At 65.1% G+C, this 20,725-nt stretch carries 15 protein-coding genes; 4 read left to right on the top strand and 11 right to left on the bottom strand.

Annotated features, from left to right (window positions below):
• Positions 1-129: 129 nt before the first annotated feature.
• The 7 genes from D1Y84_RS02440 to D1Y84_RS02470 form a co-directional block, all read right to left on the bottom strand.
• Entirely contained in the window at positions 130-1,527 is a 1,398-nt protein-coding gene (locus D1Y84_RS02440; protein ID WP_124847106.1) for a mercuric reductase, read from the bottom strand.
• A 44-nt stretch (positions 1,528-1,571) separates the two neighbouring features.
• The gene (locus D1Y84_RS02445) at positions 1,572-2,048 is read right to left on the bottom strand and encodes a DUF4126 family protein (RefSeq protein ID WP_124847107.1); all 477 of its coding nucleotides are present in this window, start codon (positions 2,046-2,048) and stop codon (positions 1,572-1,574) included.
• 285 nt (positions 2,049-2,333) lie between these two features.
• Positions 2,334-3,320: a glycosyltransferase family 2 protein gene (locus D1Y84_RS02450; protein WP_124847108.1), complete on the bottom strand. Its 987-nt coding sequence runs from the start codon at positions 3,318-3,320 to the stop codon at positions 2,334-2,336.
• A gap of 41 nt (positions 3,321-3,361) precedes the next feature.
• A complete protein-coding gene (locus D1Y84_RS02455) occupies positions 3,362-3,616 on the bottom strand; it encodes a hypothetical protein (protein ID WP_124847109.1) in 255 nt (84 codons plus the stop codon).
• Positions 3,617-3,867: 251 nt separating this feature from the next.
• On the bottom strand, positions 3,868-4,962 hold the full coding sequence (locus D1Y84_RS02460; RefSeq protein ID WP_124847110.1) for a low specificity L-threonine aldolase: 1,095 nt from the start codon (positions 4,960-4,962) through the stop codon (positions 3,868-3,870).
• A gap of 14 nt (positions 4,963-4,976) precedes the next feature.
• On the bottom strand, positions 4,977-6,332 hold the full coding sequence (locus D1Y84_RS02465; RefSeq protein ID WP_124847111.1) for a coproporphyrinogen-III oxidase family protein: 1,356 nt from the start codon (positions 6,330-6,332) through the stop codon (positions 4,977-4,979).
• 212 nt (positions 6,333-6,544) lie between these two features.
• Entirely contained in the window at positions 6,545-6,877 is a 333-nt protein-coding gene (locus D1Y84_RS02470; protein ID WP_124847112.1) for a hypothetical protein, read from the bottom strand.
• A 175-nt stretch (positions 6,878-7,052) separates the two neighbouring features.
• Between D1Y84_RS02470 and D1Y84_RS02475 the strand changes: the two genes are divergently transcribed.
• From D1Y84_RS02475 to D1Y84_RS02485, 3 genes are read left to right on the top strand one after another with little or no spacing between them, the layout of a single operon-like run.
• Positions 7,053-9,104 carry an ABC transporter ATP-binding protein gene (locus D1Y84_RS02475; protein ID WP_124847113.1) on the top strand — a complete coding sequence of 684 codons (2,052 nt, stop codon included), beginning with the start codon at positions 7,053-7,055 and terminating at the stop codon, positions 9,102-9,104.
• A 17-nt stretch (positions 9,105-9,121) separates the two neighbouring features.
• Complete coding sequence (gene lpxB / locus D1Y84_RS02480; RefSeq protein ID WP_124847114.1) at positions 9,122-10,354, top strand: lipid-A-disaccharide synthase; 1,233 nt, start codon at positions 9,122-9,124, stop codon at positions 10,352-10,354.
• Positions 10,351-12,783: a tetratricopeptide repeat protein gene (locus tag D1Y84_RS02485; protein WP_233581012.1), complete on the top strand. Its 2,433-nt coding sequence runs from the start codon at positions 10,351-10,353 to the stop codon at positions 12,781-12,783. Before lpxB ends, D1Y84_RS02485 begins: the two co-directional genes overlap by 4 nt.
• 69 nt (positions 12,784-12,852) lie before the next feature.
• Here D1Y84_RS02485 and D1Y84_RS02490 read toward each other — a convergent pair whose 3' ends face one another.
• Both D1Y84_RS02490 and D1Y84_RS02495 read right to left on the bottom strand, forming a co-directional pair.
• The gene (locus D1Y84_RS02490) at positions 12,853-13,416 is read right to left on the bottom strand and encodes a 3-hydroxyacyl-CoA dehydrogenase NAD-binding domain-containing protein (protein WP_233581013.1); all 564 of its coding nucleotides are present in this window, start codon (positions 13,414-13,416) and stop codon (positions 12,853-12,855) included.
• A 60-nt stretch (positions 13,417-13,476) separates the two neighbouring features.
• The gene (locus D1Y84_RS02495) at positions 13,477-13,668 is read right to left on the bottom strand and encodes a hypothetical protein (RefSeq protein WP_124847115.1); all 192 of its coding nucleotides are present in this window, start codon (positions 13,666-13,668) and stop codon (positions 13,477-13,479) included.
• 147 nt (positions 13,669-13,815) lie between these two features.
• On the opposite strand from D1Y84_RS02495, the gene treY reads away from it, so the two are divergent.
• Positions 13,816-16,743: a malto-oligosyltrehalose synthase gene (treY, locus tag D1Y84_RS02500; RefSeq protein WP_124847116.1), complete on the top strand. Its 2,928-nt coding sequence runs from the start codon at positions 13,816-13,818 to the stop codon at positions 16,741-16,743.
• A 116-nt stretch (positions 16,744-16,859) separates the two neighbouring features.
• Here the strand turns inward: treY and malQ are convergent, their stop codons facing one another.
• Positions 16,860-18,452, bottom strand: coding sequence for a 4-alpha-glucanotransferase (gene malQ, locus D1Y84_RS02505; protein ID WP_124847117.1), 1,593 nt, complete (start codon positions 18,450-18,452; stop codon positions 16,860-16,862).
• Between the two features lie 107 nt (positions 18,453-18,559).
• The gene (locus D1Y84_RS02510; protein ID WP_124847118.1) at positions 18,560-20,530 is read right to left on the bottom strand and encodes a peptidyl-prolyl cis-trans isomerase; all 1,971 of its coding nucleotides are present in this window, start codon (positions 20,528-20,530) and stop codon (positions 18,560-18,562) included.
• Positions 20,531-20,725: the final 195 nt, after the last annotated feature.

A 20,725-nucleotide genomic window follows, 5' to 3' on the forward strand; every position in this document is an offset into this window, starting at 1 on the left:
GTGTAGACATGTTTGCGTGACAGATACAGGACAGATAAGGGAGATGACGGTTGGCTCCCGGCAGTTGTCAGCGCCGCCCGCGCTGCGGGTAACAGCCGGCGTGCGGGCAGCTAACCCCGTGCGGTGAGGCTAGCTGTCTTCCCACTTCGAAAAGATGGTGTTGAGCGATTCGGCCCAGGTGGGGTGCGCCCACACGGCGTCGCGGAGCGCTGGATACGGCAGCTTGGCCGACATGGCGATCTGCAGCATAGCGGCCAACTCGCCGCCTTCGCCCGCGAGGATGGCGGCGCCCAGGATCTGCTCGGAGTCGCGATCAACGACGACCTTGACGAGACCGCGATCTTCGCCGGTTTCAAAAGCACGCGCGATGGAGCTGGCGGGCATGGACGCGATGCGGATGTTGAAGCCGGCCTGCTGTGCCTCGGTGGCAGTCATGCCGATGCGGCCCAGCTCAGGGTCGGTGAAAACCGTGTACGGGACGGGGCGGTCCGTGGTGGAACGTGCACCGCCGTTGAGCAGGTTGGCCTCGATGATGCGGTAGTCGTCATAGGAGATGTGGGTAAAGGCCGGGCCGCCCTTGACGTCGCCGAGCGCGTAGACGCCGGGCGCGGAGGTTTCGAGTTTTGGATTGGTCTGGATGAAGTGGTGCTCGTCGATCCGGACGCCGGCGGCCTCGAGGTTGAGCTTGTCACTGTTGGGTGCACGGCCGGCGGCGAGCAGCAGGTGCGTGCCGAAGATGGTCTTGTCGGCTCCGTCGATCGTAACGGTCAGACCGATGCCGTCGCCTGTTTTCGTAGCCGCAGTGGCGCGGGCATTGAGCACAACCTTGATGCCGTCCTCCTCGAAGATTTTGGAGAGGGCTTCGGCAATGTCGGGGTCTTCGCGGGGCAGCAGCTGGCTGGCATTGGAGACGATGGTGACATCGGCGCCGAAGCGGCGGAACATCTGCGCGAACTCCACCGCGATGTAGGAACCGCCGAGCACGAGCAGATGCGTCGGCACCTCGTCGAGCTCCATCACCGTCTCGTTATCGAGGTATGGAACGGAGTCGAGGCCGAGGTCCGCGGGGGTGAGTGCGCGCAGACCGGTGTTGATGAAGACCAGGTCGGCCGAGAACAGACGCGTTTCGCTGGAGCCGTTCAGGGCGACTTCGACCGTCTTTGGGCCGGTGAAGCGGCCGAAACCGCGCACCAGTTCGATGTTGCTTTTACCTGCGAGCGACTTTTCGCTGCCGGAACGCCAGATATCGACGACCTTGCGCTTGCGGTCGCGGACCTCGTCGAAATTGACCGAAACCGGGCCGGTGTGGATGCCGAACTCCGCCGCGCGGCGCGCCTGGAATGCGACCTTGGCGGAGGCAATCATGGTCTTGGTGGGGGTGCAGCCTTCGTTCACGCAGGTTCCGCCGACGTGCTTCGACTCCACCATAACAACACGGCGGCCCTTGGCCGCGAGCGCGGCAGCGAGAGGATTGCCGGCCTGGCCGGAGCCGAGGATCAGGGCGTCAACGTGTTCGGTCTGGGGCATGGTGCGTCCGCTCCTTGAAGAGGGTCGAGGTTGTGAGGCTGTGGCTAGAAGCGCGAGGCAACAAAGAAAGAACCGCCGATGGCAATGAGGTCTTCGACCAGGGCAACGGGCAGGTCAGGCAGTCCGCCGCGGCGGGTCATGGCGCGACGCAGCAGGAACCCAGCGTACGAGCCGACGATGGCTCCCACGGCGCCCATCACGAGGCCGACAAACAGGCCGGCCCCGGCGAGCGTGGCCAAAGCCGCACCGCACGCGCCGCCGAAAACAGCGCGGGAGATGAGCGGAAAGGTGGTCACGCGGGAGGGGGTGTTGGGGAGCTTGTCGCCGATCCACTCACCGATAGCAAGGAGCGAAAAGATGATCAGCGAGGCGGGGTGATCAAGGAAAGCGAACGGGGTGTGGGCGAAGGAAAACCAGCCCAGGTGTGCTCCCCAGCACAACGCGGCCGCCGGAGTGAGCGTGCGCAGACCGTTGAAGCAACCAAAGGCGAAGATGAGAGCGGCCAGCAAAGGAAGCGGCATACGTGCGGTTGGATGCGGGCACAGGGATCGGGAGGCGAGGCGGGATGGAATAAAGATGATCGCAGGTCTAGGCGAGGCGGGATGGGGTGGGAGGTTCCTGGGTGCTGTGCCGGGTGAGTTCGTCGTGGGTGTCAGGTCGGGATTTCTAGGACTTGTGGGAGCTATGGGCTGTGGTGATTCCCACGTCTCAGAGTTGAGAGATGAGGCACCCGCCTGAGTGGTGGGTGCATTTGTGAAACCACAAAGGCCTGCTGATTGCAGGCCTTGGCGGGTAAGTCGGGCGGCTTAGTCGCGCAGGAGGCTTGGTTCTTCCGGGGCGCGCAGGCGCACGAGGCGGTCGATGGCGTATGGGGAGCGCTGCCCGGAGTGGTGGTAGTGGCGCACCTGTAACTCGCCCAGCAGGCCGATGGCGAGCATCTGGATGCCGGCAAGGATAGAGATGCCGGCGATGACGAACAACGGGCCGTGCGCGTCCATGATGGGCTGGTGCGGGTGCACCAGTTTGAGCACCAGCAGCAGCATGGCGACCAGTGTCCCGCCGAGCATCGAGACCGCGCCGATGGGGCCGAAAAAGTGCAGGGGCCGCGTCATGTACTTGAGCAGGAAGCGGATGGTCAGCAGGTCGAAGAACACGCGGAAGGTGCGCGAGATGCCGTAGTGGCTCTTGCCGCGTTCGCGGTTCACGTTCTTGATCGGGATCTCGCAGATGGACGCGCCGTACCAGGCCGCCAGCGCCGGGATGAACCGGTGCATCTCGCCGTACAGCGGCACGGCGTGAATCACTTCGCGACGGTACGCCTTGTAGGTGGTGCCGAAGTCGTGAATGTCGACGCCCGAGAGACGGGCCATGAGCCAGTTGGCGATGCGCGACGGGAAGCGGCGCATGACAAAGTTGTCAATGCGCTCCTTGCGCCAGCCGGAGACAACGTCGTAACCCTCCTCGAGCTTTTCGAGGAAGTTCGGGATTTCGTCGGGATCGTGCTGGAGGTCGCCATCCATGGCCAGAATGAATTCGCCCTGCGCGTGGTCAAAGCCGGCGGCAAGCGCGGAGGTCTGGCCGAAGTTGCGGCGCAGCTTGACGACCAGGACGCGGGAGTCGACCGCGGCGATTTCTTCCAGCAGCTTGTAGGTGCGGTCGCTCGACCCGTCGTCTACCAGCACCAGTTCAAAGGAGTCCCCGACCTGCTCCATGACGGCCTTAAGGCGGTCGTACATGGCGGTTACGTTCTCTTCTTCGTTGTGGAACGGGACGACGATTGAATACTTGAGCATAGCGTGTATTTTACACGCTATGCTGCCGGTTCCCGACGAGCTTAGAGCTTGGGAAAGCCCTCGGCCTCATCGTAGTTTCCTACCATTTCGAGGTAGATGCGCTGCCCGGAGGCTGCTTCTTCCAGGGCGTTGTCGACAAGATCGGGTGCGCCGCCCTGCCGGCGAAGCCAGCCGGCAGCGTCTTCGAGACTGGGCGACTCGTACACGGCGCTGTCCTTGCGATAGTTGGAGCCTACCTGCTCGGTGATGACGTATGTCTCACCCTTCTTTTCAATCTCGAGTGTGCGCAGTGCCATGCGGGTAACCCTCCTGGTTTCGTTTCAGTTCGATGCAGGAGTGGAGCGTTGTGCCTTCCGGGGCAGGGTTTGGGGCTGCACGTGGCCACTTCGCCAGAGTGGGCGTGAGACGGCGGTGCGGGCTTCCCACGTCTCTGACGCGAGCCGTGGGGCACCCGAACTGGTTCTTGCTCTCAAGGGAAAACGCCACGGAGTGGCAGCCAGTCGCGCAGGCGGATTGTCGTTTGCACCAGAAGCGGTCGCCCGAAGCTTTACGCCTCGGCGAGCACTTCGGCGGCAATGCGGGCGGCATGGGCGCAGGCAGAGCGGTCCACGTCATGGTGGGTAACGAAGCGCACCGCGTGCGGGCCCACGGCGCCGGCGAGCACGCCACGGTCCTTGAGCGCACGGACGACGTGGTTGGCGTCGCGGCCGCCGCGCAGGTAGAAGATCACGATGTTGCTCTGCACGGAATGGAGGTCGAGCTCGACTCCGGGTAGCGCGGCAAGGCGCTCGGCCAGGATGCGGGCGTTGCTGTGGTCTTCGTGGAGGCGCGCCGGCATTTCGTCGAGTGCAATGAGCCCGGCCGCGGCGAGGATGCCGGCCTGGCGCATGCCGCCGCCGAGTGCCTTGCGTACGGAGCGGGCTCGGGCGATGAACTCTCCCGAGCCGACCAGCATGGAGCCGACCGGGGCGCACAGGCCCTTGGAGAGGCAGAACATCACCGAGTCGAAACCGGAGGTGAGCTCCTGCACGCCGATGCCGAGGTGCGTGGCGGCGTGGAAGATGCGGGCGCCGTCGAGGTGGACGGGCAGCCCGGCCTCGCGGGCGCCTTCCCAGATCTCTTCAAAGACCGGCAGCGGCGTGACAATTCCGCCGGCCATGTTGTGGGTATTTTCGAGCGAGATCAGCCCGGGCTGCTGGCGGTAGTAGATCTTGGGCGCGATCAGCGCCTTGATGTGCTCCCAGCGGAACACGCCGTCCTCGGCGTAGGCGGTGCGGAGCTGACAGCCGTTGAAGTCGGCGACCATGGCCATCTCCCAGTCGATCAGGTGGGCGCGGGCTTCGCACAGGACTTCCTGGCCGCGCTCCGTGTGCAGGCGGATCGCGATCTGGTTGCCCATGGTGCCGGTGGGCACGAACAGGCCGGCTTCGCGGCCGAAGACCTCGGCGGCGCGGGCCTCGAGCGCGTTGACCGTGGGGTCCTCGCCGTACACGTCGTCGCCGACCTCGGCTTCGGCCATCACGGCCCGCATGCGCGCGGTGGGGCGGGTCACGGTGTCACTGCGCAGGTCAATGGTGGTGACCGGGTTCGAGTGCGCGAAGGACGGGGAGGCTGGGGTCAGAATGTCGGTCTCGAGTGCCATGGTGCCCTCATTATCTACGCAATCGTGGGTATGGAGGTAGCCGGGTAGGAGGAAGGTTGCGTTTCGGCATGGGGCAGCGGCTGCGGGTTCTGTTCAGGGGCAGGCTGGTCTTCCGCGGCGAGCAGTGCGGCGAACACGTCATTGGAAAGCAGCTGGCCGCGCCGGGTCAGCGCAACGCGGTCCACGGGGCCGCCGTCGCCGGGCGTGCGGGTCAGCAGATCGGCCTCGGCAAGCTCGGCGAGCACGGCTGAAAAAGGTGCCAGGGCGTCTCCCCCGAACTGCCGGGTGAGCAGCGCGAGCGAGACGCCGGCGGTGCGGCGCAGGCCCAGGAACCAGGCTTCTTCGAGCTCCTCGCGCGGGGTGAGCAGCTCGGGCTCGTCCCAGGTGGTGGCGTGGTGCGGTGCGAGAAAGGCGTCAAGCTCTTCAGGGATAGCAAAGCGGGCGGCGGCGCCGGTGTGCGCGTGCCGAAGCATGGAGTGGGCGTCGACCCCGACGCCGAGGTAGGGCCGGCGAAGCCAGTAACGCTCGTTGTGCACGGAGCGGCCGCCGGGCCGGGCGAAGTTGGAGATTTCGTACTGGGCGAGGCCCGCCTGCGCGAGCCGGTCAATCGCGGCGGCGTACCAGTCGGCGACGATGTCTTCGCGGGGCAGCAGCGCCGCACCGAACCGCGCGCCCCCGCGCAGGGCTTCGGCGCCGAGGCGCGAGTCTTCGTCGAGCTCGAACATGTACACGGAGGAGTGGTCGAGCGATGCTTCGGTAAGTCGGTCGAGCGAGTGGTGCCAGCTTTCAGTGGTTTGCCCGGGCAGCCCCGCAATCAGGTCGGCGGAGACGTGCGCGACGCCGGAGCGGCGCATGCGCTCGATCTCGGCTAGGGCTTCGTCGCCGGAGTGGGTGCGGGCGGTGGCGCGGGCTTCTGCCTCCACGAACGACTGCACGCCGAACGAGACGCGGTTGAGCCCTACGGTCAACCCCGCGTCAAGGGTGTCGGGGTCGAGCTGGAGCGGCGCGGCCTCCAGCGTGATCTCGGCATCGGGGAGCACGTGGAAGTGTTCGCGGATGGTGTGGAACAGGGTGGTCAGCAGGTCTGGTGGCAGCAGCGAGGGGGTACCGCCGCCGAGATAGATGGTGTCGATGGTGTGGGGCAGGGTGAGGCTGTGTCGGTGCGCCCAGGCGCGTGCGGCGGCGAGCTGGCGCTCAAGCGCCGCCACGTAAGCGGGCATGGCCGAGGCCGGGTAGACGCCCGAGGCGAAGTTGCAGAAGGTGCACTTGGCGCGGCAGAACGGCACAGCAAGGTAGAGGCCCAGGGTGTCTGGCCTGGGTGGGCGGGCGTCCCCGGGCGCCGCGTGGATCGGGTTTTCGAGGTCCGGCATGTGCGTACTTCCCTGCTTTCAAGGGTACGCTGCTGCGGATAGTTCCCGTGCGGGCAGGTCGCTTGCTGGTTCGCTATGGTCCGGAGAAAATGCTGCGGAGCAGACGGCTTGTGGAGCTTGCAGGTTGTGCCGGCTTCGTCTGTCTCACGTCCCAGAAGCGAGACATGGGGCACGCTTTTTCTTGGCCGAGGCGGGGAGGGCGCTGCGCCGGGTCACGATCCGGCGGGGCAGGCGTGGTGCGCGAAGTCGATCCAGACGGCGATGGGCCAGAGCACGGCGGCGGCCAGCCACCACCGCCCGGCACCCCAGCGTCGACGGCGGACGATGCCGACGCCCCAGACGAAGTTAATGAGGAAGAAAAGGCTCAGGATCGGCAGGATCGCCACCGCCCAGGTGATGGGCTCGCCGGTGATGGTGCGCAGGCCCGCGGCGCACTCCTGCGGCATGACCCAGGAGAACGAAGCCGCGTAGACGTAAAACATGGCGCCAAGGGCATTCAGGGCGAAGAGGCCGGCGCCTCGCCTGGAGATCAAACGATCTGTCATCTGCGCTCAAGCGTAGCTGCCTTCGGCGCAAAGCGAGCGGCCGAGCACGCGAGATGTGGTTACTGCCGGGCAGCGTGCGGGAAGGATGGGCCCGTGCGGATGGTGCCCGGGCCACGGCTATTTTTGGCCTCGCTCGATCGGGACGGGGCGCGCTCGCTAAAATAGAGGCACCCACATGGCCGAGGCAACGCAGCAAACAGCAACGCCGCAACAACCGCAGGATGATGATGTCGTAGGAAAAGCGTATGACGGACGCCTGATGCGGCGGCTGCTTACCTATCTGCGCCCGTACAAGCTGATTGCCGCCGTGTCGCTGGTGGCGATCCTGCTCAAGGCGGGGCTGGACGTGCTGGGGCCCTACCTGTTCAAGGTGGCGCTGGATCTTTACCTGACGCCGCGGTTCTCGCACCTTTCGCCGCAGGAGCAGGCGAGCACGCACTCATTCCTGTCGAGGTACCTGAGCACCGACGCGGCGCGGGGCGTGACGGAGCTGGCGGCCCTGTACATGGGCTCGCTCACGCTCTCGTACCTGCTGGAGTTTGCGCAGACCTACGTGCTGCAGTGGATGGGCCAGAAGGTGATGTTTGACATGCGCCGGCAGATCTTTGGCCACATGCAGCGCATGCACATCGGCTTCTTTGACAAAAACCCCGTGGGGCGGCTGGTGACCCGGCTTACCAGCGATGTGGACGCGCTGAACGAGATGTTCACCTCGGGCATCTTCGCGATCTTTGAAGATGTATTCGTGCTGATCGGCATCGTCGCCGTAATGCTCTCGATGAGCTGGTGGCTGGCGCTGCTTACCTTCTCGGTGCTGCCGCTGATCCTGTTGATCACGCGCATCTTCCGCAAGTATGTGCGGGAGTCGTACCGCCGGATCCGCGCCGCCGTGGCGCGCATCAACGCGTACACGCAGGAGCATATCTCGGGTATGCCGCTGGTGCAGTTGTTCAACCGGCAGGAGCGCGCGTACCGGGACTTCGAAGAGATCAACGCGGTGCACATGGTCGCGTTCAAGGACTCGATCCTGGCGTACGCGTTGTACTACCCGGGCGTGGAGTTGCTGTCAACAGTCGCGATTGCGCTGGTGATCTGGATCGGCGGCAGCGGAGTGCTGCGCGGCACCGTCACGCTGGGCGTGCTGGTGGCGTTCATCCAGTACTCGCAACGGTTCTTCCGGCCGATCCAGGATTTAAGCGAAAAGTACAACATCCTGCAGGCGGCGATGGCAGCCAGCGAGCGCGTGTTCAAGCTGCTGGACTCGGAGCCCGAGATTGCTTCGCCCGCGGGCGTGAGTACACCGACGAGCCAGACCGAAGCGGGCACGATCGAGTTCCGCGAGGTGTGGTTCACGTATCAGAAGCTGACAGCCGAGCAGCAGGCGCTGGCGCAGCAGAACGGCCCGGCGGCGCTGGCCGCGATGCGCGACGTGGAGTGGATCCTTCGTGGGGTCTCGTTCGTCGTCAACGCCAATGAAACGGCCGCCATCGTGGGGCACACGGGCGCGGGCAAGACCACGATCATCAGCCTGATGATGCGCTTCTACGATGTGCAGCATGGCGCGGTACTGATCGACGGAGTGGACGTGCGCGCGCAGGACCTCCATGCGCTGCGCTCGCGCTTCGGCGTAGTGCTGCAGGATCCGTTCCTGTTCTCGGGCACGATCGAGTCCAACATCCGGATGGGTTCGCCGATCACCACCGAACGGGTGCGGGAAGCGGCGGAGGAAGTGAACCTGCTGGACTTCATCGAGCAGCAGCCGGCGGGGTTCCAGGAGCTGCTGCGGGAGCGCGGCGCAGGGCTTTCGACCGGGCAGAAACAGCTGATCAACTTTGCCCGCGCGCTGGCGCATGACCCGGCGGTCCTGATCCTGGACGAGGCGACCTCGTCGGTCGATACGGACACCGAGCTGAAGGTGCGCTCGGCGCTGGAGCGCATGGTGACGGGGCGGACCTCGGTGCTGATCGCGCATCGCTTGTCCACGGTGCAGCGGGCGGACGTGATCTTGGTGATGCACAAGGGACAGCTGCGCGAGCAGGGACCGCACCAGCAGTTGCTGTCGGAGCGCGGGCTGTACTGGAAGCTGTACCAGTTGCAGTATCGCGACCAGGAAACGGGCGCAGCCGGGGAGGCGTTTGCCCCGAAGCTCGGGACCGTGGTCGGCGAGCCTGCGGCAGACCCAACGGACTCATCCGAACAAGGCGCCGTGGCACTCGGGTCGGACTGATGTCGATGGAGAAGGCCATGGATGCACCGCGCGATACCTCTCGGGAACAGAACGCGGCGACGCGGATCTTCCTCTCGGCCGGGGAAGCCAGCGGCGAGCAGTACGCGGTGCAGTTGATGGCGGCGCTGCGGGCGGCGCGGCCGGACGCCGCGTTCTTCGGACTGGGCGGCCAGCGCATGGAGGCCGAGGGGTTCCGGCGCATTGTGCGCGCCGAGGACGTGGCCGTCATGGGCATCACCGAGATCGTGCGCCATATCCCCCGGATCTATCGCGAGTACCGCCGATTGCGCCGCTCGCTTGAAACGGAGCGGCCGGCGGTGGTGGTGCTGATCGACTTTCCGGATGTGAACCTCGGCCTGGCGCGTCGTGCCAAGGCGCTGGGCATCCCGGTGATCTTTTTTGTGAGCCCGCAGGTGTGGGCGTGGAAGCAGCATCGGCTACGGCAGATCCGGCGCGATGTGGACCAGATGCTGGTGATCTTTCCTTTCGAGGAGCCGTGGTATCGCGAGCGGGGCGTGGCGGCGACGTTTGTGGGGCATCCGCTGGCGGAGCTGCCGCTGCCCACCATTAGCCGCGAGCGCTTTGCGCGGGAGCATGGGCTCGACCCGCTCAAGGAGTGGATCGGGCTCCTGCCGGGCAGCCGCATGCGCGAGATCACGCTGAACCTGCCGACGATGCTTGCCGCAGCACGCGCATTGCAGCGGGCGTACGGCAACCACTTTGAGTTTGTGCTGCCGCTGGCGCCCACCCTGCATGCGCAACAGGTGGCCGCGGTGCAGCGCCTGCTCGGGGACCGCAGGGATGTGCTCACGGTGACGGATGCGCGGGCGGCGCTGTTCCACGCCCGCGCGAGCGTGGTGGCAAGCGGCACGGCCACGGTGGAGGCGGCGCTGATCGGCAACCCGTTCGTGGTGGTGTACCGGCTGTCGCGCCTGTCGTATGCCGTGGCGAAGCGGGTGGTCAAGGTGCCGCATGTGGCGATGAGCAACCTGATTGCCGGACGCCGCGTGGTGCCGGAGTTGATCCAGGATGCGTTTACGCCCGGGGCAGTCGTGGCCGCGCTGCGGCCTTTGATCGAACCAACACCCGAGCGCGAGGGGATGCAGCTTGCACTCGGGGAGCTTCGTCTGTCTTTGCAACAAACGGCAAGTGCTATCGAACTGGTAGCCTCGCATGTGCTTGCGGTGCTGCCGGCAGTGCCGCAGGAAACCTCGCCCCTGACTTCGAAAAAGCTGAGCGTCGCCCTATGAAGCGTATCCGCACTACTGCCACTGCCCTGCTGCTCACCTGCCCCCAGACCTTTTTTGCCGCCGACACCCGGACCCCTTTGCCGCCGCTGCTGGTGACGGGCTACGTGATCGATGCGCAGGTAGACCCGGCCACGCACATGCTGTCGGCCCAGGCCAAGGTGACGTTTACGGCCAACCAGGCGAGTGATGCCGCGGTGTTTGAGCTGCATGGCGCGCTGCAGGTAAGCCAGGTGCTCGACGGCAGCGGCGCCGCGCTGAACGGCGAGCGGGGTGCGAATGCCACGGTGCGGGTGACCCCCACGCAGCCACTGGTGGCCGGGCAGAGCTACACGTGGACGTTCCAGTACAAGGGCGCGCTGACCGGCGCGGAAGGCGGCCCGGTCGAGGGGCTGAAGCTCGCGTCCATTGGCAACAACAGTGTCGAGGCCGGGGCCGCTGCGCCTGCCGCGGGCGCTGGCGCAGCTGCTCCGGATACTTCGATCTCGTACCTGCTGTACGCGGGTCGCTGGTTCCCGATGGTGGGCTACACGACCGACCGGTTTACCGCGGAGATGCACGTGTTTGTGCCGGCGGGGTACACGGTGGTGGGCTCGGGCGCGACGCGCGGGGGCGACCAGAAGACCGTTACGGTGAACACCGAGCAGGCGCATCGCGAGGCGGCTGCTCCTGCCGGGCAGCAGGGTGCAGGCGAGCCCACGCTGCAGCGACGAGGGGATGCGGCGGGCGAAGCCCCGACCACCGCGAGCGAGGCGCGGCGCAAGAGCGGCACGGCGACGGTGAGCGAGGATACGGACCAGGACATGGCCACGCCGCCGGTGACGAGCCGGGGGGCAAAAGCCGGGGCTGCGGGAACCGCTGCGGGCGGGGCGAGTGGCACCGCTGCGAAAAGCGCCGCGGCTGCAAAACCGACCACGGCGGCGGGTCGTGCTGCCGCAGCGAGACGGGCAGCGGCGGCTGCAAAGGTGAAGCCTGCGGCGGCGACGGGGCCCGCTTCCGCGAGCAGTTCCCCGTTCGCGATACCCGGCGGGCAGGAGTTTGACTTCTCGTGGACCAAACCGGGCTTCCCTGGCACGCTCGTCATTGGCAGGTTCCTGCCGCCTGTGACAGAAGCCGGCTCGCCCTACATCCGCGTGTACACGACCGAAGCGCACAAGGCTTCGGCCGCTGCGTATGCCGACACGGCCAACCGTGAGTTCGCGTTCTACACCAGCACCTACGGCATGCCGGAGTCGAACCACATCAACGTGGTGGAACTGCCGGACGACACGGTGCCGGCGGCGTGGGCGCCCGAAATGGCGGGCATCGCCGGCGCTCGGCTCAACAACAAGGCCGACTACCGACTGCTGGCCAACACTCTGGCGCACCAGTGGTGGGGCTCGCAGGTGAGCCCGCAGACGCTGAACGATACGTGGATCACCAACGGAATGGCGCGGTACTCGGAGCTGCTGTTCCTGGAAGACCTGAACGGCAAGTCCGCCCTGCAGCAGGCGGTGCTGGACGTGTCAGCGGGTGCGCTGGCGTATGACACGATCCCGCTCGGCACCACGGGGCGGCTGCCGGTGTTTTCGCCGGAGTTCCAGTCAATGACCTTGGAAAAGGGCGCGATGGTGTTCCACATGCTGCGCTGGGAGACGGGCGACGACGGCTTCCTCAAGATCGTGCGCGGGGCGCAGACGCAGTACGCGGACAAGGGCATCACGACGCGGCAGTTCGAGCAGCTCGCCGAGGGGCAGACGCAGCAGCAGTTGACGGCCTTCTTCTCGGAGTGGCTGGACGGCACCGGCGCGCCGCAGTTTGTGAACAAGTGGGCGGTGTACAGGCTGGGCAACGACAAGGGTTTTCGCACGATCGGCTCGGTTGCGCAGGATCTTGACCTGTTCAACATGCCGGTGGAGCTGCGGGTCGAGACCGAGGGCAAGACGGAGACCAAGCGCGTCGACGTGGAGGGCACCAGCTCGCAGTTCGTGGTGGACACGTTTGGCGCGCCCCGCCACATCCAGATCGACCCTGATAACTGGATCCTGAAGAACTCGCCCGACATGCAGGTACGCGTGGCGATTTTGCGCGGGCAGCAGCTGGTGGGCGAAGGCGACCTGACCGCGGCGCTGGCGGAGTACCAGAAGGCGCTGGCGGCGAATCCGCAGAGTTCACTCGCGAGCTACCGCGTGGCGGAGCTGCTGTTTACGCAGCACAACTACCAGTCGGCGGCGAACAGCTACCGCGATGCGCTGCGCGGCGACGCGGAGCCGGGCTGGACGCAGGTTTGGAGCCACATAGCGCTGGGCAAGATCTTCGACGTGACCGGGCAGAGGGATCGCGCGGTCAACGAGTATCGGCTGGCAGTGCAGACCAACGACAACACACAGGGTGCTTTGAACGAGGCGCGGCTGTACCTGAAGCAGGCATATAAGCGTCCGGATGCGGAGTAAGCGCCGCTTGACGGCTAGACCGCCTTCGCGGCTGGCTGTCCCTTCGTGACTTTTCTTTGCTAAAGGCGTTCAGGGCAGGGGCTGGAGGTCGGGGGTGACTTCGACTGCGAGGCCGAGTGACTGGAAGAACGTGCGGAGCTCCTCGAGGGTGGAGGGTGCACAGCCCGGAACATGGGTGATCTCAACCAGGGCAAGCGCGCTGGAGCCGGCCGCGGCGAAGCGAAGGCCGAAACACTGCATGGGGCGGTAGGTGCAGGAGCCCAGGTCGGCGATGGAGAGATGGCTGGTCGGCGTGGCGAACAGTGTGGCCGGGGGCGCCATGCGGTCAAGCAGGCTCAGGATTTCGAGCTTGGACTCGAGTTCGTCGGGCACGGTGTCCATCACCAGGTCAGCCGTGCGAACAGCGTCTTCAATGCTGGTGGAGTAGCGCAGGTTGGGCAAGTCGCTGGAAGCAGCGGATGCGGCGAGCTCGGCTGAGGCATGTCTGAGCCTGCTGCGCTGGATGTCCTCAAGCACGGTGAGGAACCCGGCCTCGGCACACCTGCGGGCGAGCTGCGTGCCGGAAATGGCTGGACCTGCCCCGCCGCTTTGCCCGGCGCCGATGATGGCGATGTGTTGCATCAGGAAGGCCATACCCGGCAGCCTTGTGCCCTGCCCGCGGGCGCAGGCGAGCTGCCGGGCCGTGGGCGTTGCCTAGGCCTTGGTTTCAACTGCCAGCTTGTTCACAACATCCTGGACGCTGGGCTCGGACTTGGTGAGGTACTCGCTGACGCGGGTCTTCTCTTCGGGGGTGAGGCTGATGGAGAGCGCCATGATGCGACGGAGCGTCGTGGCGACATCGTCTACGTAGTTCATCAGGCGGATGGCTTCGCCGGAAAGTGGCATGGGGCTCCTTTGCAGTGTGCGAAACGTTCGCTTCCCCAGTATAGATGCGGGGAGTGTGCGAAGAGCCCGCGGCCTTGCATCAAAGCAGGAGGAACCGCGGCGCGACGCCCGTTCCCAATTGAGCTTTCGAGGAACGATCCCACCATCATGAGCGACTGCATACAGACCACCCTTGGCACCGAAGCGCGCACCCCGGCCGCGACCTACCGCCTGCAGATGCACGAGAAGTTCACGTTCGAGGACGCGCAGAAGATCCTGCCCTACCTGAAGAAGCTGGGCATCAGCGACGCGTACCTTTCGCCGATCTTTGAGGCGCGGCCGCACTCGATGCATGGCTACGATGTGGTGCGGCACGACTGCCTGAACCCGGAGCTCGGCGGCGAGGTAAAGTTCGCACCGTTCTCGGCGGCGATCAAGGAGCACGGCATGGGCGTGCTGCTCGACACGGTGCCGAATCATATGGGCGTGGGCAATAACTCGATCTGGTGGCAGGACGTGCTCGAGAATGGCCGGGCATCGGAGTACTCGGGCTATTTCGACATCGACTGGGAACCGCTGAAGCCGGACATGCAGAACAAGCTGCTGCTGCCGATCCTGGGCGTGCAGTACGGCGAGGCACTCGAGTCGAAGCAGTTGCAGGTGAAGTTCGAAGATGGCCGCGCACTGATCGCGTACTTCGATCACCTGCAGCCGATTGCGCCGCGCACGCTGCCGATGGTGTTTCCGCGGGAGCGGGATGCGGAGTTCGGGGTGCCGGCAAGCTTCCGGCGGCTGCTGGACGAACTGTCGGACCTGCCGGTGCACGAGAGCACGGCTGAGGGCGCGGTACACAAGCGTCGCGAGCGCCTGAAGGCGCTGAAGCCTCAGCTCACCCAGGCATTGAACGACAAGCTCGTGCAGCCGTGTCTCGCCAAGGCAGCGGAGGCGATCAACGGCAAGGAAGGCGATCCGCGCTCATTTGATGCGCTGCACGCGCTGCTGGAACAGCAGCCGTACCGGCTGGCGTTCTGGAGGACATCCAGCGAGCAGATCAACTATCGCCGGTTCTTCGATGTAAACGACCTCGTTGGCCTGCGCATGGAGTACCCCGAGGTGTTTGCGAAGACCCACCTGCTGATTCGCAAGATGCTGGCCAACGGCGATGTGACGGGGCTGCGCATCGATCACTGCGACGGCATGTTCAACCCGCATGTATACCTCGAACAGTTACAGATGCTGTTCGTGGCGGCAAAGTGCAAGGGCCCGGTGATGGTGGAGGCCGAAGGCACACCGAACGGGATTGAGCGCAGCGTGGTAGACGCGCTCAAGGGTCGCGACTGGACCGAAGCGAAGCTGCCGCTTTACTGCGTGGTGGAGAAGATTCTCGAGCCAGGTGAAATCCTGCCGCATACCTGGGCGGTGCAGGGCACGTCAGGCTACGACTTTGTGCACTTTGCAAACCAGTTCTTTATCCAGCCCAGGAACAAGCAGCGGTTTGATGACATCTACGCTGCGTTCATCGATGGCAAGGTCAACCCTTCGCGCATTGTGTACGAGTCCAAGCGCAACGTCATGTTCTCGTCGCTGTCGAGCGAAACCGCGGTACTGGGCAACCTGCTGTCGCAGTTGGCGCGCAAGGATCGTCGCGTGCGCGACTTCACCGATAACCTCCTGCAGACGGTGATTCGCGAGACGATTGCTTCGTTCCCGATCTATCGCACCTACATCGATGAGCGCGGAAAGTATTCGGAAGAAGACACCAGGACGATTCGCACCGCGATCCGCCTGGCCAAGCGGCGCAACCCGGACGTGGATGCTTCGGCGTTCGATTACCTGCAGAACATGCTGCTGCTGGATGGCCGCGGCGCAGGCGATGCGGAGCGCGATGAGGCGCAGCTTTACTTCGCGCTGAAGTTCCAGCAGTTGACCGGACCGGTGATGGCCAAAGGCGTGGAGGATACGAGCTTCTACGTGTACTTCCGCTTCCTCTCGTCGAACGAGGTGGGCTCGGCGATGGATGCGTTCGGGCTTAAGCCCGAGGTGCTGCACAAGGCCAACGCGGACCGGCTGCAGTACACGCCGCATGCGCTGCTGACGACCTCAACGCACGACACCAAGCGCAGCGAGGACGTGCGCAACCGGCTCAACGTGTTGTCGGAAATGCCGGATGCATGGCAGAAGCAGGTCACGGCATGGGCCGAGGCGAACGCCGCGCTGAAGACGACTCTGGACGATGGTACGGTGGCGCCGGACGCGAACGAAGAATACATGATTTACCAGACGATCGTGGGCGCGTGGCCATGGGCCGCGGCGGACCAGCCGGGCTTTGCAGAGCGCGTGAAGGAATACCTGGCCAAGGCGTTGAGCGAAGGCAAGGTCAACGTGAGCTGGATCAACCCGCGGCCCGAGTACACGGAGGCGGTGCAGAACTTTGTGGATCGTTTGCTGACACCGGCGAAGGGCGAAACGCAGACCCGGTTCGTGGGCGAGCTCGAGGAGTTACTAACAACGGTCAAGGTGCACGGCGCGGTGAACTCGCTGGCGCAGGTGGTGTTGAAGGCAACGTCGCCCGGCGTGCCGGACTTTTACCAGGGCACGGATATGTGGGACTTGAGCCTGGTGGACCCGGACAATCGCCGGCCGGTGAACTACGAAACGCGCGTCGAAGCTGTTGCCGCGCTGGAGAAACTGGAGCCACTTGCCGCGATTGCGGACGTGCTCGGCACGCTCGAGGATGGGCGCGTGAAGTTGCTCACCATGCACAGGACGCTTGCCGTGCGGAACGCGCACCTTAAAACGTTTCTGGATGGCGCGTACACGCCGCTCGAAGTGAGCGACACCGACCATGCGTTTGCGTACCTGCGCGGCGAGGATGTGCTGGTGGTGGTGCCGCGCTTTACCTACACGCTGTGCAAGGGCGAGGCGAAAATCGCGACCGGCAAAGACTGGGCCGGGCTGTCGGTGCAGGTGCCTGCGAGTGCTGCGACGCAGTGGGTGCATGCGTTTACGGGCAAGCAGGTGAGCGTGGAGAATGGTGTGCTCGACCTCGCCAGCGTGCTCGCGGACTTCCCTGTTGCGATCCTGACACGCGCGTAAACTCAGCCTGGTTGCTGAACACAAGAAGGGCCGCCTGTGAGGGCGGCCCTTCTTGTTGCCTGGTGTGACTTGATGGTGCAAAGCCTGCGTGCCGAAACGCATGCGGGGACCGGGCGTTAGCTCGGTGACTCGACAGGCTCGAGCGCGGCGGCTTCTGCTGCTTTCTCTTTGGCGGCCTGCACGATTTCGCGCTGCGCCCTGAGGGTGCGATCGGTGATGTCGGTAATGGCCGACAGCTTGTCAGCGATGGCGCGGGTCAAAGCGGACTGGTTGTAGCGCCAGCTCCAGTTCCCTGTCGCGGCCGATGGCACGTTCATGCGGGCTTCCGAGCCTAACTCCAGCACATCCTGCACCGGGAACAGGCAGAGATCCGCAACGGAGCTCGACGCGGCGCGGATCATCGCCCACACCGGTCCGTCTTCGCCTATGCTGAGGTACTCCGCCACGTGCTTGCGCTCTTCCGGGGTGCTGCCGGTCTGCCACCACCCGAGCGTGGTGTCGTTGTCGTGGGTACCGGTGTAGACCACGGCGTTCGACTCGAAGCGGTGCGGCAGATAACTGTGCGCGCCACGGTTACCGAACCCGAACTGCAGAATACGCATACCGGGCATCTTGAAGTCGGTGCGCAGCTTGTCGACCTCGTCGGTGATGACACCGAGATCCTCGGCAACCAGGGCGAGCTGTCCGAGTTCCTTTTCGAGCGCTGCAAACAGCGCGTGACCTGGCGCTTTGACCCAGGTGCCGTTGACGGCGGTTTCGTCTTCGCCGGGAATGGCCCAGAAGGCCTCGAAGCCGCGGAAGTGATCGAGGCGAATCATGTCGTAGAGTTCGGTGGCGCGGCGCATGCGGCCGACCCACCATGCGAAGTCCTGCTGCGCGAGCGTGTCCCACCTGTACAGCGGATTGCCCCAGCGCTGACCTGTCTCGCTGAAGTAATCGGGCGGCACACCGGCCACGCGCAGCGGCATCTTGTCTTCGCGCAGCTCAAAGATTTCGGGGTGCGTCCACACGTCGGCGGAGTCGAAGGAAACGAAGATCGCAATGTCGCCCATCAACTGGATGCCGCGTTCAGCGCAGTATGCGCGCAGGTAGCGCCACTGCTCGTCGAATGCGAACTGGATGGCTTTCTCGACCTCAAGCGCGTGTGCCTGCTCCTTGCGAAAGGCCGCGAGCGCCGCAGGATCGCGATGCGCAAGCGGCGCTTCCCACTCGGTCCAGAGGGCATTGCCGTGGGCCTCGCGCAGGATCACGAAGGCCACGTAGTCGTCGAGCCAGTCGGCCTTGTCCGCGCAGAACTTCTCGAATGCTACCCATTGCGCAGGCTCTTTTGCGCTGCCGCGCTGCTTGAGAAAGCTGGCCGCCGCTTCTCGCAGCAAGGGCAGCTTCTGCTGGATCACGGTATCGAAGTCGACTGGGCCCGAAGCAGTGGGAAGCGCAGCCGCATTGAGTTGCTCGGCAGTGAGCCAGCCCCAGTCGCGCAGCACCTCGAGGCTTACCAGCAACGGGTTCACCGCCATGGCCGAGAGCGAGGCGTAAGGAGAGTTGCCGTAGCCGACGGGGCTGAGCGGCAGCACCTGCCAGATACGCTGCCCTGCTGCCTCGAGGAAGTTGGCGAAGTCGTAGGCAGCGGGGCCGAGATCTCCAATGCCCCCGTGCGAAGGCAGCGAGGAGATATGGAGCAGCAGGCCGGAGGCGCGATCAAAAGGCATGGGGTTTCCGATCAGTCGAGACGAGGTTGAGGGCAAAAGAGAAAAGCCCGCCGCTTAGGGAAGATTCCCAGAACGGCGGGCCTGTTGCTTGCGGGCGGAAGCAGGCTTTAGTTGCCCTGCTGCCCCGGCATGGCGGGCGCGGTCTGCGCCTGCTTGCTGATCACGATGCGCTTGTCCTTGTTGTACTGCTCGTACAGGTTGGTGACGAACACGGCAAACACCTCGTCACGGTTCTGGTCGAGCAGGGCTTCCTTGGACTGCGCGAGGTGCTGCGCGACATCGGCTGCCGCAGGCTCCTGCTTGTCGTCGAGCTTGGCCACAACACCGGTGCGCTCGCCGCGGATCGGGCCGCTGATCTGCCCGGGGTTGAGCGTGAACAACTGCGGAGCCGTGGTGGCAATCGCGCCGATGTCCGGCACCTGTCCGTCGCGGCCCACGAGGTCGCTGGTCTTGATGGTCGCGCCCAGCTCCTTTGCCGCAGCCGCTAGGTCGTTCGAGGTATGCGCCTTGTCAGCAAGCTGCGTGGTTTTCTGTCCCAGCAACACGGGTGTCTGCTGCGTGCGGTAGTCACCCAGGATGTGGTCCCGGTACTCGGCAAAGACCGGGGCATGCGCTGCCTTGACGTCAAGCACCTGGAACACCGCGGTGCCGTCGCCGGTACTGGCAGCCTGCGGTGCGCCACCCTTGGCGGTAGCAAACGCGGCGGTCAGCAGCTTGGAGGCATCCGCAACGCCGGGCACCACGGCGTCCTGCGCAACGTAGTCCGAAGTCTGCACGGTGAGGTGGTGGGCAGCGGCGGTGGCCTGTAGCCCGCTCTTCTTGGCCTCATTGGCAAGCTGCGTGGCAAAGGCCTGCTGGGCCGCCTGCTCACGCTGCTGGGTCAGCGCGGCGAGGATCTGCGGCTTGACCTCGTCGAAGGGGCGGGTGTGCGCGGTCTGCTTCTCTTCCGCCTGGATGATGTGGTAGCCGAACTGGGTTTTCACCAGGTCCGAGGTCTGGCCGGGCTGGAGTGCGAAAGCAGCCTGCTCGAAGGCCGGCACGGTGACGCCCTTCTTGATGAAGCCAAGTTCGCCGCCGTTGCCCTTGGAGCCCGGGTCGTCGGAGTTCTTCTTGGCGAGGTCGGCGAAGTTGCCGCCCTTGCGTACCTGGTCGAGGATGCCCTGCGCCTTGGTCTTGGCCGCGGCGTCGTCGGCCGGGGTCGCTACCTTGATCAGGATATGGCGGACCTTGACCTGGTCATCGACCTTGTACTCGGCGGCATGCGCGCTGTAGTAGGCCTGCTCCTCGGCATCGGTGACCTGGGGCGCGCCGCCGGGCAGGCTGTCCGTGGTGAAGACGATGTACTGCAGCTTGCGCGTTTCCGGAATGGCGCTGGCGTAGAGCGCGGCGTGCGACGAGAAGAACGACTGGAGCTCAGCATCCGTGGGGTTGATGGTCTTGGCGATGTCGTCGGCCGAAAGCACGGCGTAGGTGAACTTGATCTTGGTGGCAGCCAGCAGGTAGGAGGAGCGCACCTGGGCATCGGAGACAGCAACGCTGCCGGTGACAAGGTCACGCAGGCGGGCTTCTTCGAGCTCCTTCTTGATCTCACCTTCGAACTGGTCGCGCGACATGCCGAAGTGATCCTGGATCAGCTCCGCGTAGCGCTGGTCGCCGATGTACTGGCCGTTGGGAAACAGCGCCGCGCCCACGGGACCGGAGTGCAGAAACTTGCGCACGGTGTCATCGGTGACCTGGAGGCCAAGGCGGTTGGCCTCGTTGAGCATCACGGCCTGCTGAATCAGTCCCTGGCCGGCGCGCTGCATCACGAACGGCAGCGCCGCGTCCGGCCAGCCCTGTTGCCGCAGCATGCGCTGGGCAGCACGCTGCACATCCACGGTCGAAACCTCAGTGGAGGCGCCGAAGATGCGGGTGAACGGGTTGCCGCCGCGCACCGTTGCATAGGTGCCCTGCGTCTCGGTTGCCGATTGGAAGATGCCCGGCACAAGCGTGATGACCATGGTGACGCAGGCAACGGAGATGATGACGATGAAGATCGTCTTGGTAAAGCGGCTGTCTTTCTGCAGGAAGCGAATCATGAGGTCGAGCTTGGCCTTTGCCGTTGCGGTGCCCGGCAGGAGAGATGGCGCGCCGCCGGGCTGGGGTGCGCCCCGGCGGATACGCTGCCACCCCAGTATACCGGCGGGTTTGGGTTGGGGCGGTGGGGAAAGAGCCGGGGCGTTCAGTGGGCAGGGATGCTGGGCTGCGTGGCTCTGGGTGGATCAAGGCCGCTC

It is taken from the genome of Acidipila sp. EB88 (assembly GCF_003858395.1).
Taxonomy (GTDB): Bacteria; Acidobacteriota; Terriglobia; order Terriglobales; family Acidobacteriaceae; genus EB88.